The sequence below is a fragment of the Embleya sp. NBC_00888 genome (assembly GCF_045207655.1).
GTDB lineage: Bacteria > Actinomycetota > Actinomycetes > Streptomycetales > Streptomycetaceae > Embleya.
On the sequence record NZ_CP108784.1, the window covers coordinates 2,236,922 to 2,251,859 of the forward strand.

A 14,938-nucleotide genomic window follows, 5' to 3' on the forward strand; every position below is an offset into this window, starting at 1 on the left:
ACGAGGATGCGGTCCGCCATGTCCGGAAGTCCCGATCCCTCCCGGGCCGATCTGCTCCGCGGCAGCCTCCGGGCCGTCGCCCCCGCCGCGCACGATCTGGTCTCGCACTTCTACGCCCTGCTGTTCCTGCAACGCCCCGATCTGCGCGCCCTGTTCCCGCCGGCCATGAACCTGCAGCGCGACCGCCTGCTCGCCGCGCTGTTGCGACTGGGCGCGGGCAGCGACGAGCCGCACGAGTTGCGCCGCTTCCTGCGCCAGTTGGGCCGGGACCACCGCAAGTACGGCGTCCTCGACGAGCACTACGACGCGGTCGGCAACGCGCTGATCGGCGCGCTGGCCCGCTACCTGGGCACCCGCTGGACAGCCGAGCTCCAGGCCGCCTGGCTGGAGGTCTACACGTGGGCGGCGGAGGTGATGATCGAGGCCGCCGCCGACGACGCCGAGGAGGCGCCGCCCTGGTGGGACGCGGTGATCACCGCACACGAGCCGCGTGGGCGGGACATCGCGGTGCTCACCGTCCAGCCGGATCACCCGCTGCCCTACCACCCGGGCCAACACGTCACCGTGGAGACGCCGTGGTGGCCGAGGATATGGCGGCACTACTCGATCGCGAACGCCCCGCGCGTGGACGGTCGACTCGAACTGCACGTACACGCGGTGCCGGCCGGCTGGGTGAGCAACGCGCTGGTACACCGCGCCCGGGTCGGCGACCACATCCGCCTGGGCCCCGCGCGCGGCGGTCTGGTGTTGCGCGGCGAGACCCTGCGCCGCACGTTGTGCGTGGCCTCCGGGACCGGTCTGGCGCCGATCAAGGCGCTGGTCCAGCACATGGCGCAGCGTCAGTTGGCGAACCGCGCCCACGTGTTCATCGGCGCGAAGTACGGGGTGGACCTGTACGACCTGACCGCGCTGTCCGCGATGGCGGAGGTGTACCCGTGGCTGAACGTGATCCCCGCGGTCACCCACGACCGCTCGTTCGCCGGCGATCAGGGCGCGCTGCCGGACGTGCTGGCCCGGTACGGCCACTGGCACGACCACGACGTGTTCGTCAGCGGATCCGCGGCCATGGTCCGGGCCACCACCCACCGGCTGACCGGCGAGCTGGGCGTGGCGCCGCAGCGGCTGCACACCGAGAGCCTGGACGGGATCGCCCAGGGGCCCCGGCTGCTCCAGGGGTGCTGAGCTGCGGACACGCGGCGGTGAGGGCGTAACGTACGGCCGACAGGGTCGTATCGAAACGGCCGGTTTCGAGCAGCAGGAGCGCCCGCATGGTGAGCAAGCCGCCCGTGGACGACGTCGGGGACGAGGGCTTGGTGGTCGGCCCGCCGAAGGAGTACGCGGCCGGTCTGCCGGCCGTCGCCTGGTCGCTGCGCCATGCCGGTCGCCAGATGGGGGTGCGGCGCAGCCTGCTGACCCTGGTCCAGGTCAACCAGAAGCGGGGCTTCGACTGTCCCGGGTGCGCGTGGCCGGAACCGGAGCACCGCAGCGTCGCCGAGTTCTGCGAGAACGGCGCGAAGGCGGTCGCCGAGGAGGCCACCGTGCGCCGGGTGGGCGCGGACTTCTTCGCCGCGCATCCGGTCGCCGAGCTGGCCGGGAAGTCGGACTACTGGCTGGGCCAGCAGGGCCGGCTGACCGAGCCGATGTACCTCGCCGAGGGCGCCTCGCACTACGCGCCCATCTCGTGGGAGGACGCCTTCGGGGTGGTCGCCGAGGAACTGGCGGCGCTGGACTCGCCGGATCAGGCGGCGTTCTACACGTCGGGGCGCACCAGCAACGAGGCCGCGTTCGTGTACCAGCTGTTCGTGCGCGCGTTCGGCACGAACAACCTGCCGGACTGCTCCAATATGTGCCACGAGTCGAGTGGCTCGGCGCTGACCCAGACGCTCGGCGTGGGCAAGGGCAGCGTGTCGCTGGAGGATCTGTATCAGGCGGATCTGATCTTCGTGGTGGGCCAGAACCCGGGCACCAACCACCCCCGGATGTTGTCCGCGCTGGAGAGGGCCAAGCAGGCGGGCGCCTCGATCGTGGCGGTGAACCCGTTGCCCGAGGCCGGGCTGCTGCGGTTCAAGAATCCGCAGAAGGTCACCGGCGTGCTCGGTTCGGGCACACAACTGACCGACGAGTTCGCGCAGATCAGGGTGAACGGCGACCTCGCGCTGTTCCGGGCGCTGAACCGGCTGCTGCTGGAGGCCGAGGACGCCGCGCCGGGCAGCGTGCTCGATCGCGCGTTCATCGACGAATACACGCACGGCTTCGCGGAGTTCGCGGCGGACGTACGGACCACGCCGTGGGACGACGTGCTGGAGGCGACCGGGCTGACCCGCGACGGGATCGAGCGCATCCATCGGCGGGTGCTCGACTCGCGTCGGATCGTGGTGTGTTGGGCGATGGGCCTGACCCAGCACAAGAACTCGGTACCGACCATCCGCGAGGTGGTCAACTTCCTGCTCCTGCGCGGCAATGTGGGTCGGCCGGGCGCGGGGGTGTGTCCGGTGCGCGGGCACAGCAACGTGCAGGGCGACCGGACGATGGGCATCTACGAGAAGCCCTCGCCGGCGTTCCTGGACGCGTTGGAGAAGGAGTTCGGCTTCGCCCCGCCGCGCGCGCACGGGCACGACGTGGTGGACGCGATCCGGGCGATGCGCGACGACGCGGTGCGGGTGTTCGTCGCGGTGGGCGGCAACTTCGTCTCCGCGACGCCGGACACGGCGGCCACCGAGGCCGCGTTGCGGGCGACCCGGCTCACCGTCCAGGTGTCCACCAAACTCAACCGCTCGCACGCGGTCACCGGGCGGCGGGCGCTGATCCTGCCCACGCTCGGTCGCACCGAGCGGGACCAGTTCGTCACCGTCGAGGACTCGATGAGCGCGGTGCACATGTCGCGCGGCAAGCTGCCGCCGGCCTCCGCGCACCTGCGCTCCGAGGTGGCGATCGTGTGCGGGCTGGCCGAACGTGTGCTCGGCGACCGGGTATCGGTGCCCTGGCGCGACTTCGCCCGCGACTACGACCTGATCCGGGACCGGATCGAGCGGGTGATCCCGGGTTTCACCGACTTCAATCGCCGGGTGCGCGAGCCCGGCGGGTTCGTACTGCCGCACGGGCCGCGCGACGAGCGCAGGTTCCCGACCACGACCGGCAAGGCCAACTTCTCCCGCAACGACCTCGCGGTGCTGCGGGTGCCGGCGGGCCGGCTGATCCTGCAGACGGTGCGCTCGCACGACCAGTACAACACCACGATCTACGGCCTCGACGACCGCTATCGCGGGATCAAGCAGGGCCGCCGGGTGGTCTTCGTGAACCCGGCCGACCTGGCCGAACTCGGCATCGCGGACGGCTCCCTGGTCGATCTGGTCGGCGAGTGGCAGGACGGCACCGAACGCCGCGCGCCGTCGTTCAAGGTGGTGTCCTACGACACCGCGGCGGGTTGCTGCGCGGCCTACTTCCCGGAGACCAATGTGCTGGTGCCGCTGGACAGCACGGCGGACGAGAGCAACACACCGACCTCGAAGTCGATCGTGATCCGACTGGAGCCGCACACGCACTGAGCCTCGGCCGTGCCCGAACGAGCGCCGGGCGGACCCCGGTCCGCCCGGCGCTCGCCGGTGCCCCGCCGGCTATCCCTGGAAGCGCGCCGCGAGCACGGCCGCCAGTCGGCGGGAGGCGAAGCCGGTGCCGTGCACGAAGCGGACCACCGGGCCGAAGGTGGCGGCCGCGGGCGGGCCGCTGACGTACAGGCCCGGCACGGTGGTCTCGAACGCGGCGTCCAGTGCGGGCAGTCCGGCCACCGTGGCGATCCGCCGCCGCACGTGCGGCGCGAGGAAGCCCAGCGCGGCGAGGTCGACCCGATAGCCGGTCGCCGCGAGCACGTGGTCGGCGTGCACCTCGCGCTGGTATCCGGTGCGGTCCCGGAGCAACATCCGCGCCCGTCCGTCCGGCTCGCGGCGGGCCCCGACGACCGTCTGCGCGTCCCGGACCGGGACCCGCCCGTCCAGGCGGTCCCGCAGCCACCACGCGGCCGAGGGCCCCAGGATGCGCCGGGCCAGGTCGACCCGCACACACGCGGGCAGCAGCCGGAACGCGGCCGGTCCGTGCGCCGCGGCGGCCACCGACCACCCCTCGCCCAGCGGCGAGTCCGGGGTCAGCCGCCGGATCCGCCCCGGCACGGGCGGTGTGCCGAACCGCACCCGGTGGGCCCGGCCGAACACGCGCACCCGCGCGGCGCCGCCCTCGTGCAGCAACGCGGCGCTCTCCAGCGCCGATTGGCCCGAGCCGATCACCACGATGTCCCGGTCCGCGCCCAGTTCGGCCAGGTCCGGGTGCTCGGCGGGGTGCGAGACCAGTTCGGTGCCCAGGCGTTCGAGCACGGGCGGCACGTAGCGGTGCGCGGCGAGCCCGGTGGCCAGCACGACGGCGTCCACCTCGACCTCGGTGCCGTCCTCGCGGCCGAGCACGAAGCCGTGCCCGGCCGGCTCGAGGCCGGTGATCCGCACCCGCTCCACGTCCGGCACGAGGCGATCGGCGAACCAACGACCGTAGGCCGCGAAGGTCTCGCGCGGGACCGGCTGATCACCGGTGGACGGCCGCTCGCCCCGGGCACGTTGGAAGGCGGCCAGGCCGAATCCGGGCCCGGGCGCGGAGATCGAGGACGCGTCGGGTCGGGATTTGAGCAGCATCCCGGCCGGCATGTGTCGCCGCCAACTCTCCATGGGTTCGCCGAACACCCGGGTGGTGACCCCGAGTCGGCGCAGGTGGGCGGCGAGCGAGAGGCCGTAGGGGCCTGCTCCGACGATGGCGACGGTCATGACGATGTCCTTCGGTGTTCGGTCTTCGGTCTTCGGCGTTTGTTCTTCGGCGTTCGGTGCTCGGTGCTCGGTGCTCCGTACGAATTGTTGGCTTATTCGGTGAAAAGTCGGTTCGCGCTGCTAGAAAGGTCCGGACGGGGAGGCGACGACATGGGCGGGCGAGGGGTCGAGCTGGATCGTTCGGTGCCGGCGCTGCTGTTCAAGGTCGGCCGCTATCCGCTGCACCAGGGTTCGGTGGGCGCGGTGCGCTCGCTCGGCCGCGTGGGGGTGGCGGTGCACGCGGTGGTCGAGGACGCCTTCACTCCCACCGCGCTCTCCCGACATCTGCGCGGGCGGCATGTGTGGCCCACGACCGGCCTGGAGGACCCGGCGGCGCTGATCGACCGGTTGTTGTGGATCGGACGCCGGTTGCCCGCCCGCGCGGTGCTGGTGCCCACCGATGACGAGGCCGCGCTGCTCGCCGCCGGCGCGCAGGACCGGCTCGCGGAGTGTTTCCTGCTGCCGAAGATCGACCCGGACCTGCCCGCCGACCTGGCGGACAAGCGCGGGCTGTACCGGCGCTGCCTGGCCCACGAGGTGTCCGCGCCGGACACCCGCTTCCCGGACGATCGTGAGCAACTCCTCTTCCATGCACGGGAGCTGGGTTATCCGGTGGTGGTCAAGAACCTGGCGCCGTGGGATCGACTGCGCGCCCCGGTGGTGCCGGGCACCACCCTCGTGCGCAGCGAGCGCGCCCTGCTCGCGTCGGTCGGCGCGCCGCGCGGGGTGCTGTTGCAGGCGTACGTGCCGCGCGAGAGCGCGCAGGACTGGATCGTGCACCTGTACGCCGCGCCCGACGGCCGGTGCGCGCCGGTGTTCACCGGCCTCAAGCTGCGTTCCTGGCCGCCGCACGCGGGCGTGACCACGTACGCACGGGCGTTGGCCAATCCGGGACTGGCGCGCCGTTCCGCCCGGCTGTGTCGGGCGATCGGCTATCGCGGGCCGGCCGACCTGGACTGGCGGCTGGATCTGCGCGACGGGCGGTACAAGCTGGTCGACTTCAATCCGCGCGTGGGCGCCCAGTTCCGCATGTTCGAGACCGATCGCGGGCTGGACGTGGTGCGCGCGCTGCATCTGGACCTGACCGGACGGGCGATCCCGACGGGCGTCCAGCGCGAGGGCCGGCGCTACGTCGCGGAGCATCTCGACGTCGCGGCGTGGGTGGCCTACCGGGGCCGGGTCGGGGTGGCCCGGCCGCCCGGATACCCGCCGGCCCGGGGCGGTCTGGAACCCGCGTGGCTGGCCTGGGACGATCCGCTGCCCGCCGCCGCGACGGCGGTCCGCGCGCTGGCCGCGGCCGTACGCCGGTGCGGGCGCTGAGGGCGTCCGGTGCCGACGACGCGGTCGCGATGGATGCGGCGGGCCCGGCGCGCGCTCGCGCCGGCGCTGGCGGCCGTGCTGCTCGCGGCCTGCGGGTGCGGTCCGCCCGCCGGGCGCCGGCTGTTGTTCGCCGAGGACTTCACCGGCTCCGCGCCGGCCGCCGGGCGCTGGGTGACCTGCTACGACTGGAACGTGGACGGCTGCACGAACGCGGGCAACCACGAACAGCAGTGGTACCGGCCCGAGCAGGTGCGCGTCGGCGGCGGGCAGGCGGTGCTGAGCGCGGTGCGCAGGCCCACGCGCGGCCCGGACGGCACCGTGTACCCGTGGGCCTCGGGCATGTTGTCCACCGGGCGGCCGAGTTGGAACGGTCGGCCGCGCTTCACCTTCACCTACGGCCGGGTCGAGGCCGAGCTGCTGATGCCGCGCGAGCCGAACTCGTTCCCGGCGTTCTGGTTGATGCCCGCCTCCCGGTACACGCCGCCCGAGCTGGACGTGGTCGAGCTGATCGGGCTCGACGGCCGGGCCCGGTGCACGGTGCACTGGCGGGGTGCGGACGGTCGTCCCGACGCGTGGGTGCGCGAGTCGCCCGCACGCGACTGGTCCGACCGCTTCCACCACTTCGCGCTCGACTGGACGGCGGATCGGCTGACCTGGTGGATCGACGGGGAGCCGGTGTTCACGGTGACCGACCCGGCACGGGTGCCCGACGAGCCGATGGAGGTGCTGTTCACACTCGCGATGGGCTACCCGGACCCGGTGCCCGACCACGTGCGCACCGCCGAGTTGCGAGTCCGATCGGTACGGGTGTGGGCGCGCTGAGCGTGGGCCGCACGGCGGCGGGCCGGTCACCGGGGTCACCGGGTCCGGCCGACCACCGGGTCGCGGTGTGCCTGCCAGGGGTCGGGGTGTCCACGCCAGCGCGCCCGGGTCTGCCGCCAGGCCCGCCAGCCCAGCGTGGGCAGGCCGTCCCGGAACGGCGCGACCCGGGTGCCGGCGCCGGCCAGCCAGGCGTCCAGGCGGGCCGCGTCGGTGTCCGCGCGCACCAGCAGTCGGGAGATCCGCCAGGGATCGTCCTCACGCGAGCTGTGCGCGTCGCGCACGGCCATCGCGGTGCGAAAGCCCGCGTGCCGGACCGCCTCGCGCACGGCGGCGTTGTTGTAGCCGAACGGGTAGGCGAACGAGGTGATCGGGCGCTCGAGTTCGGTTTCGAGTCGCTCCCGCGAATCGGTGATCTCGCGGTGCATCTGCTCGATCGGCAGGGTGTCGAGCTCGCGGTGTGTGCAGCCGTGCGCGCCGATGGTCAGGCCCGGCGCGTCGGCGATCCGGCGCAGGCCGTCCCAGGTGAGCATCGCGGCGGGCGGCAGCGGTGGCCGCAGGGTGGGCCAGAGCGCGTCGGTGGTGACGTAGAGCGTCGCGGGCAGGTTCCGCTCGACCAGTTGCGGCAGCGCGTACCGGGCGAAGTCGGCGTATCCGTCGTCGAAGGTGATCAGCACGCTGTGTCGGGGCAGGTCGCGCCCGCCGTGCAGGGCCTCGGTGAAGCAATCCAGGCCCACCGGGACCCGGCCGCTGGCCAGCACCCGGTCGAGCTGCCGGCCGAACTCGCCCGGGCCGATCGTGAACGGCGCGATCCACGGCGGCGGATCGTCGCGTACGCAGTGGTAGAGCAGCACCGGAACCGCGGTCTCGGATCTCATCGGAATTCCCTTCGGGACGCGTGGGTGTGCGCGACGGCGCGGATCAGCGCCGCGATGGTGGTCAGGCCCGCGAGCGTGCCGAGCACGCGGGGAGCGGAGAAGGCACCGGCGAGCAGGTACGCCTCGGCGGTCAACGCGCCCAGCGCGGCACTGCCGGCGACCGAGGTCACCGCCGTGGCGAGCGTGGTCGTACCGTCACCGGCCACCGCGTAGCCGGGTCCGAGCGCGAGGAACGCGACCACCACGAGCACCCGCAGCGGGTGTTCGGCGGGCAGTTCGAGCGCCCCGAACGCGAGCCAGCCGGCCGCGGCGGGCAACACCGCGCGGATCGGGCGGGTCACCGGGCGGTGCCGCTTCCGGCCGGGGCGCTTCCGGCCGGGGCGCTTCGGACCGGGGCGCTTCGGATCGGAGCGCTTCGGATCGGAGCGGAGGGCTGCGGCACGACTCGCGGCGGCACGGCCCGCTGCGGCGTCGTGCCCGGGTCGATCCGGTAGATCACCGCGTCCCGGTCGCGCAGGAGCACCGTGAAGCGCGGCGCGGTGGAGAGCGTGTGGTCCATCCGGTTCAGCGCGCCGGCCGGCAGCAGTCCGGTCTGGTCGCACTCGGCCCGCTGCCCGGCGGTCAGGAACAGGTACGCGGTGCTGCCCGGGTACTCGTCGGCCAGCGCGGTCAACCCGGCGACCGGATCGCGTACGACGCCCTCGCGCAGGGCCGGGGTCTCCATCGCGAACCAACGGTGCTGCTGCTTCTCGTAATCGGCGTAGGCGCCGGGGAAGTTGTTGGTCGCCGCGACGATCAGGTCGCCGGGCGCGGACACCGACGCCAGCCACCGCCGGGCCGCGATCTCGCCGTCGACGAAGTGGTTCTGCCGCTCCTTGCCGTAGTAGCCGAAGACGAATCCGGTGAGCAGCAGCGCGAACACCACCGGCAGCAGGATCGCGCGCGGACGCGGCCGGCCCCGGTCGCCGAACAGCGGCGCCAACCACGAGGCGATCAAGAACGCGACCGCCGGCAACGCGAACAGGTAGACCCGGAAGATGATCTCGCCGCCGTACGCTCCGGCCGCCAGCAGCGGCAGCGGCGCGATCGCCAACAGCGTGGCGGGCGAACGGCGCAGCCGTGGGCAGCGGATCAGCGCGGCGGCGGCGAGCAGCACGACCCCGGCGGTCAGCGCGCGGTCCACCCTGGCGACCAGCACCTGTCCCGGTTCGGCGGTACCCAGATTCACCATCCCGGCGTGCGCGTTGGCCTGGAAGTCACCGAACTGGGCCCAGGAGGAGCCGAATTGCTCGAAGAGAAAGGGCCGGGCGACGGTCAGGTCCCAACCGAGCACGGCGACCGCGGTGAAGCCGAGCAGCGGCAACGCGACCCGGCGGTGCGCGCGGGAGCAGGCCAGCGCGCCGGCCGCGACCGCGAGCATCAGCGGGGTGAGTTGATGCGCCGTCACCACCGCGAGGACGAGCGGCGCACACAGTCCGAGGGTGACCGGGGGACGCCGATCGCGGTCCAGGACCAGTGCCAGAATCGTCACGTAGAGCACGAACGCGAAGGTCTGCGGCGCGAAGTAGTCCTGACCGACCCACGCGGTGCCGAAGTAGATCCACACCGCCGCCCACAGGATCCGCCGATTGCGGGTGAACGTGCGGTACAGCAGGACCAACGGGCCGATCAGCAGCAGGTCGAAGGCGAGCGGCGACCACGTGGCGATGGTCAGCGCGTCCGGCGCGCCGATCGCCTCGACCACCGCGGCGGCCTCGGCGAAGAAGCCCGGCCACTGGTGGTACGGCGCCAACTCGTGGGCGTTCGGCAGGGTTTCACCGGTGCGCAGGAACTGGTCGACCACCTCGACGTGCTTCCAGGCCCACGCGTAGCGCAGGTGCTCGTAGAGCACGGCGGGTGTCGCGTGCAGCATGGTCACCAGGGCGCAGGTGTACAGCGCGTACCGCGGTGTCCGGGCGGCCCGATCCAGCAGCGTCGCCGCGAAGCCGGCCGTGAGCAGGGCAAGCGCGCACCAGTACAGGGCGGGCAGCACGTCCAGCAGGCCGAGGCCGCCCATCCGGTCCACCGCGACGGGCATCCGCACCGCGAGCACCCACAGCAGTGCCGCGATCGGCAGCGCGAGCAGGCCGAACGCGCGGAAGGCGAGCGCCGGCGCGGTGGGCGGCGGGTCCTGGCCCAGTCCGCGCAGCCGCCCGGTCGCGTAGCCGAGCGCGGTGGTGAGCACGCCCAGGACCAGGGCCGGGATGGTGGCCTTGGGCGGTGCGGCGTCCGGCGCGAACGGGCGGACCAGGGCGCGCGGGATGGTCGAGGCCAGGTAGGAACGCTCGGACGCGAGCGCGGTGCCGGTGCCGGTGTGTCGGCTGACCGCCGCCTTGGACAGCCCCTCGGCCCAGCAACGCGCCCGGAAGTAGCGCCAGGTGGTGCGCGCGGCGGGAACACGGTGGCGGACCACGGCGGCCGGTTCGTAGCCGAGCCTGCCACCGCGGTGCCGGGCCGCGGCACGGATGCACAGCTCGGTCTCCTCGCAGCCCAGCGGGCGGGTGCCGACCCGACCCAGGTCGGTGCGGAAGCCGCCGATGCCGAGCAGGACGCTGCGCCGGAAGGACATGTTGGCGCCGATCAGGTTGCGCACCGGCGCGGCGTGTTCGGGCATGCCCCGATAGGTGCAGCCGACCACCCAGTCGAACTCGTCGGGGAACCAGGCCGGGCGTCCGGTGTCCCAGTTCGGCCGGATCCGGCCGCCGACGCCGAGCACGTTCGGATCGGCGTAGCCGTCGAGCAGGCGCATGGTCCAGTCGGGTTCGGCTGTCGCGTCGTCGTCGAGGAAGGCCACGATGTCGCCGTGCGCGCCCTCGACACCGGTGTTGCGGGCCCCGGAGAGGCCGCGCCGGCCCCGGTTGCGCAGCACGGTGACGTCGGGAAACTCGCGGGCCGCGCGGCCGGCGAGTTCGTGGCAGTGGTCGGCGACCAGGATCGTCTCGGCGGGTGGCTCGTCCTGGGCCCGGATCGAGGCGAGCGCCGCGGTCAGATCGTCCCAGCGGTCCATCGTGTAGGCGCAGACGATCACCGTCAGGGTGGGCCTGGGCGGTGTGCGGTCCGCCGGCGGGACGGCGTGCCGGGCGCTCACCGCCCGGGCCCGGCGTACGGCCGCCTCCTCGGCCCGGATGGCGACCCAGGCCAGGCGCCTGGTCCGCGGTGGGGTCTCCGTCATGCGGGCCTCCCGGGGGTGGTGGGCAGCCAGACCCGGCGTGCGGTCAGCAGGGCGAGCGCGGTCGCGGTCTGCGCGGCCAGCCATGCGACGCCGGCACCGAGTACGCCCAGGACGGGCAACAGGACCACGGTCAGGGTCAGTACGGCCGTCGCGAGGCCGGCCTGGATGGCGACCACGACGCGCATCCGGCCGAGCACGCGGCATGCGCTGATCGCGGTGGACACCACCAGGTGCGGGAGCGCGGACAGGGCCAGCAGTTGCAGGAGCGTGGAGCCGTTCCGGGCGTAGCCCGGGCCGAACACGCGCAGCACGAGCGGCGCCCCGACAACGAGAGCGGTGATCGCAAGCGCGAGCAGCGCTCCGGTATGCCGAAGCACCCGCCGACAACCGGCGGCCGGGCCGGCGCTGTCGCCGGCCGCTTCGACCAACAGGGACGCGCCCATGTTGAGACTGATCAGGTAGAGCGTGTTGGCGACCACCCACGCGAGCGAGAAGTAGGCACTCTCCCGAGCGCCGACGTGCTCCAACACGATGATCGGCGGCAACGTGGTGGCGGCCGACCAGCACAACGTACCGAGGTAGTCGGACCCGGCGTAGCGCACGATCGAACGCCCGGGCGGCACCCTGCCGTCCGGTCCCGCGCCCGGTCCCGCGCCCGGGTCCGCGCCCGCTTCGCCGAACCCGGCTCCCGCCTCCGCCGGCTCGCGTCGCCGGGCCGGCAACAATCGCGCGAACAGCCAACCGTCCACCACGACCAGGGTGGTCACCAGCGCGAGCGTCCAGGACATCAGGATCCCGAGGGTGGGCAGCAGGCCGGCCAACGCGGCGACGAATACGATCTTGGCGACGGCGAAGCCGCTGTTCTTGCCCACCACCAGGCCCGGCCGGCGCAGTCCGGTGAGCGCGCCGTCCTGGAGCGCGAACAGCGCGTACGCCACGGTGGTCGCCGCGAAGCAGCAGCCCGCCGCCGGTTCGCGCAGGAAGCCCAGGCCGGGCGCGCACACCGGGATCAGTGCGAGGAAGCCCAGCACGGCCACCAGCGTGGCGCCGAACGCGGCGGCGTAGGCGGCCCGGATCAGCGCGCGCCGGTCCCGGCCCGCCTGCGGCAGGAAACGCACGAGTACGTTGCCCAGCCCGAGTTGGCCGAGCCCCGAGAGCAACATCAGCGCGGACACCGCGGCGTAGCTGCGGCCCACCGTCGCGTCGCCGTACCACCGGGTGGCCAGCGCCCAGTAGCCCGCTCCGAACGCCGAGGTGACCAGCGAACCGACGGTCAGCACATGGCCGTTGCGCAGCAGCGGGTCCACCCTCGGGCGGATCGGCCGACGGAGCTGGGTCTGCGTCACCGGGCCCGCTCCGGGAGTTCCCACGGCGGGCGCACGCCGTGCGCGCGAACGCGCGCGTGCAGGTAGGCGAGCGGGCCGGCGGCCAGCGCGCGGCGCTCCAGCCCGGCCAGGCGGGCGGGCCAGGGGACTTCGGGACGGCCGGGCGCGCGGGTGCGGGTCAGCGCGTACCGGAGGCCGCCCGGCACCCGGCGGGCGAGCGCGCCGAGGGTGCGGGGTTCGCGCAGTACGGCGGCGGTCAGGTAGGCGCCCAGGCCGGTGCCGTACCCGCGCACCTGGTGCGCCACCGCGGCATGATCGGCCCGGTGTCGGTGCCAGATCAGCGCGCCGGGTTCGTAGCCGATCCGGTGACCGCGCACGATGGTGCGGAAGAACGCGAGCAGGTCGTCGCCGCCGCGCGCGGGTGTGCCGGCCCCGGTCGCCGGGTCGAAGCCGCCCATCGCGCGCAGCGTGTCGGCCCGAAAGGCCATGTTGGCGCCGGACCCGAAGCGTCCGGCGGTGAACGGGAACAGCGGGTCCGCCGGCGGCGCCTGGGCGTCGTACAGCACCGGGTCGAATCCCTTCGCGTAGCCCGCGTGGTGGTGCAGCATCAGTTGCGCGGGAGTGCGCAGTTCGGCGGGCAGGATCAGCCCGGTCACGCACGCGGGCCGGCCCGCTCGGGTGAAGCCGGCGACCAGGCCGGCGACCCAGCCGGGGTCGGCCAGGACGTCGTCGTCGGTGAACGCGAGCAGTTCGCCGGTGGCGGCGGCGATGCCGCGGTTGTGCGCGAGCGCCAGTCCGGCACGGGGTTCGCGGACGTAGCGCACCAGGCCCGCGCAACCGCCGCGGACCACGCTCGCGGTGCGGTCGGTGGTGGGCGCGTTGTCCACCACGATCAGTTCCAGGTCGGGATAGGTCTGCCACAGCAGGGTGCGCAGGCACGCGGCGAGCAGTTCGGGCCGCTCCCGGGTCGCCACGATCACACTGACGCGCGGTGTCTCGCGGCGTCCGGGCGGTTCGGGGGCGTGGTCGGGCGCGGCGGGAGCACCGAATCGGGCGCCGGCCGCGGCGATCAGGCGATCCGGGTCCGCGCCGGGCACGTCGACACCGAAGGGGTTGGCCCCGCCCGGATCGACCCCGGGCAGGTCGAGTTCCAGCAGGCCCACGGGTGTGCCGTTGTGCCGGACCAGCGCGAGCACCGCGCCGGCGGGGCAGTCGGCCGGCCGGCCGTCGGGAGTGCTCAGACGCGGCGCGGCGCCGGCGGTCAGGTCGAGCACCCGCACGTGTACGAGATCGCTCGGGTCGGCGGACCGTTGTCCGGGGTCGGCGGCCGAGCGGCTCGGCACGGCCGGGCGCGGGATGAACACGGGGGTCGGCTCGGCGGCCGGTTCCGGGTCGGACGTCGGATCGTTCCGCTCGGCCGGGCGCTGCCTCGGGATCAGCGGCAGCGGATCGGGGCCGGGCCGGCCGGGCTCCGGTTCGGGTCGCGGGGTCAAGCGTCCTCCCTGGGACGGACCGAACGCGCGCCGCCGTGCTCACGCAGCACGGTGCGCAGCACGCGTTGTCCGTCGCGCAGTGCGTTGAGGTTGGATCGGCCGCTGCGGCGCGGGAGTTCGAGGCTGGGTACCTCGGCGATGCGCAGCCCGGCACGAAGCGCGCGGACGATCATCTCGGCCTCGATCTCGAAGCCGGTCGAGCGCAGGTCGAGGTGCTCCAGAAAGCACCGGCGGAACGCGCAGAATCCGTAGCACAGATCGGTCAGCCGGTAGCTGTAGAGCCGGCTCACCAGCGCCATCAGCGCGTGGTTGCCCAGGCTGCGCAGCGTGGTCAGGTCGAGCGATCCGCCGCCGCCGACGAACCGGGAGCCCTTGACGAAGTCGTAGCCGTTGGTCAGGAAGTGCACGTAGTGCGGGATCTCCTGCGGCGACATGCTGCCGTCGGCGTCGATGGTGACGATGATGTCGCCGGTGGCGTGTCGGAATCCGGTCCGCAGCGCGCTGCCCTTGCCGGGGCCGGACTGCGGAATGACCCGGGCAGCGGGCAGATAGCGGCGGGTGATCAGCGAGGTGGCGTCGGTGGAGTCCCCGTCGATCAGCAGGACCTCGTCGACGCCTTCGGGTATCTGCTGGAGCACCCAGGGCAGGTTGCGCGCCTCGTTGCGGGCCGGCACGACCAGGGTGACCCGGTCGCGCGGCACCGGGTCCGGTACGGACTGCCCGGCACGCAGCGGTGTGCCGCCGGGCAGTTCGGCGATCCGGGGCAACGGACGTGTCGCGTGTGCCGTGTGCGTCGTATCGTGCATGACCGGCCCCCTCCCGTCTGCCGCGCACCCCGGGGGGCACACGGCATCGGGCCGGCGAAACCGGCCCGAGATCGGTGACGCCGGGTGCCGATGGCACGACACCCGGTCATCGCTGATCGTGGTTGGGCGGCGAAAGCAGGGTCAATCGGACCGAAGATGCTTTGCCAAGACGTTACGGTTGGGCGTTTTTACCGTCGAATGCCAGTTCGGTGACTTTTTGCGGTTTTCCGACCCTTGTCGCCCTC

Annotated in this window: 11 protein-coding genes; 4 read left to right on the forward strand and 7 right to left on the reverse strand. The window is 73.3% G+C overall.

Going from position 1 to position 14,938, the window contains the following annotated elements; genetic code table 11:
• Positions 1–18: 18 nt before the first annotated feature.
• Positions 19–1,182 carry a globin domain-containing protein gene (locus OG948_RS08800; RefSeq protein WP_406295210.1) on the forward strand — a complete coding sequence of 388 codons (1,164 nt, stop codon included), beginning with the start codon at positions 19–21 and terminating at the stop codon, positions 1,180–1,182.
• An 86-nt stretch (positions 1,183–1,268) separates the two neighbouring features.
• A complete protein-coding gene (locus OG948_RS08805) occupies positions 1,269–3,545 on the forward strand; it encodes an FdhF/YdeP family oxidoreductase (protein WP_406295212.1) in 2,277 nt (758 codons plus the stop codon).
• Positions 3,546–3,614: 69 nt separating this feature from the next.
• Here the strand turns inward: OG948_RS08805 and OG948_RS08810 are convergent, their stop codons facing one another.
• Positions 3,615–4,802, reverse strand: a complete 1,188-nt coding sequence (locus tag OG948_RS08810) for an FAD-dependent oxidoreductase (protein ID WP_406295214.1) — start codon at positions 4,800–4,802, stop codon at positions 3,615–3,617.
• 150 nt (positions 4,803–4,952) lie between these two features.
• On the opposite strand from OG948_RS08810, the gene OG948_RS08815 reads away from it, so the two are divergent.
• Positions 4,953–6,161: an ATP-grasp domain-containing protein gene (locus OG948_RS08815; protein ID WP_406295216.1), complete on the forward strand. Its 1,209-nt coding sequence runs from the start codon at positions 4,953–4,955 to the stop codon at positions 6,159–6,161.
• A gap of 33 nt (positions 6,162–6,194) precedes the next feature.
• Positions 6,195–6,983 carry a family 16 glycosylhydrolase gene (locus OG948_RS08820; RefSeq protein ID WP_406295218.1) on the forward strand — a complete coding sequence of 263 codons (789 nt, stop codon included), beginning with the start codon at positions 6,195–6,197 and terminating at the stop codon, positions 6,981–6,983.
• Positions 6,984–7,018: 35 nt separating this feature from the next.
• On the opposite strand, the gene OG948_RS08825 is transcribed toward OG948_RS08820, so the two are convergent.
• The 6 genes from OG948_RS08825 to OG948_RS08850 are packed head-to-tail and all read right to left on the reverse strand — an operon-like array spanning position 7,019 to position 14,693.
• The gene (locus OG948_RS08825; protein ID WP_406295219.1) at positions 7,019–7,858 is read right to left on the reverse strand and encodes a polysaccharide deacetylase family protein; all 840 of its coding nucleotides are present in this window, start codon (positions 7,856–7,858) and stop codon (positions 7,019–7,021) included.
• Positions 7,855–8,199 carry a hypothetical protein gene (locus OG948_RS08830; RefSeq protein ID WP_406295221.1) on the reverse strand — a complete coding sequence of 115 codons (345 nt, stop codon included), beginning with the start codon at positions 8,197–8,199 and terminating at the stop codon, positions 7,855–7,857. The genes OG948_RS08825 and OG948_RS08830 overlap by 4 nt, the downstream gene beginning before the upstream one ends.
• The gene (locus OG948_RS08835; RefSeq protein WP_406295222.1) at positions 8,196–11,069 is read right to left on the reverse strand and encodes a glycosyltransferase family 2 protein; all 2,874 of its coding nucleotides are present in this window, start codon (positions 11,067–11,069) and stop codon (positions 8,196–8,198) included. The genes OG948_RS08830 and OG948_RS08835 overlap by 4 nt, the downstream gene beginning before the upstream one ends.
• Entirely contained in the window at positions 11,066–12,415 is a 1,350-nt protein-coding gene (locus OG948_RS08840; RefSeq protein WP_406295224.1) for an oligosaccharide flippase family protein, read from the reverse strand. Before OG948_RS08840 ends, OG948_RS08835 begins: the two co-directional genes overlap by 4 nt.
• Positions 12,412–13,887 carry a glycosyltransferase family 2 protein gene (locus OG948_RS08845; RefSeq protein WP_406295225.1) on the reverse strand — a complete coding sequence of 492 codons (1,476 nt, stop codon included), beginning with the start codon at positions 13,885–13,887 and terminating at the stop codon, positions 12,412–12,414. Before OG948_RS08845 ends, OG948_RS08840 begins: the two co-directional genes overlap by 4 nt.
• Positions 13,884–14,693, reverse strand: coding sequence for a glycosyltransferase family 2 protein (locus OG948_RS08850; RefSeq protein ID WP_406295226.1), 810 nt, complete (start codon positions 14,691–14,693; stop codon positions 13,884–13,886). Before OG948_RS08850 ends, OG948_RS08845 begins: the two co-directional genes overlap by 4 nt.
• Positions 14,694–14,938: the final 245 nt, after the last annotated feature.

What these genes read in the sequence shown, in the direction of transcription:
- OG948_RS08800 (WP_406295210.1), top strand. Translation starts at nt 19, where the DNA reads ATGTCCGGAAGTCCCGATCCCTCCCGGGCCGATCTGCTCCGCGGCAGC.
- OG948_RS08805 (WP_406295212.1), top strand. Translation starts at nt 1,269, where the DNA reads ATGGTGAGCAAGCCGCCCGTGGACGACGTCGGGGACGAGGGCTTGGTG.
- OG948_RS08810 (WP_406295214.1), bottom strand. Translation starts at nt 4,802, where the DNA reads ATGACCGTCGCCATCGTCGGAGCAGGCCCCTACGGCCTCTCGCTCGCC.
- OG948_RS08815 (WP_406295216.1), top strand. Translation starts at nt 4,953, where the DNA reads ATGGGCGGGCGAGGGGTCGAGCTGGATCGTTCGGTGCCGGCGCTGCTG.
- OG948_RS08820 (WP_406295218.1), top strand. Translation starts at nt 6,195, where the DNA reads ATGCGGCGGGCCCGGCGCGCGCTCGCGCCGGCGCTGGCGGCCGTGCTG.
- OG948_RS08825 (WP_406295219.1), bottom strand. Translation starts at nt 7,858, where the DNA reads ATGAGATCCGAGACCGCGGTTCCGGTGCTGCTCTACCACTGCGTACGC.
- OG948_RS08835 (WP_406295222.1), bottom strand. Translation starts at nt 11,069, where the DNA reads ATGACGGAGACCCCACCGCGGACCAGGCGCCTGGCCTGGGTCGCCATC.
- OG948_RS08850 (WP_406295226.1), bottom strand. Translation starts at nt 14,693, where the DNA reads ATGCACGATACGACGCACACGGCACACGCGACACGTCCGTTGCCCCGG.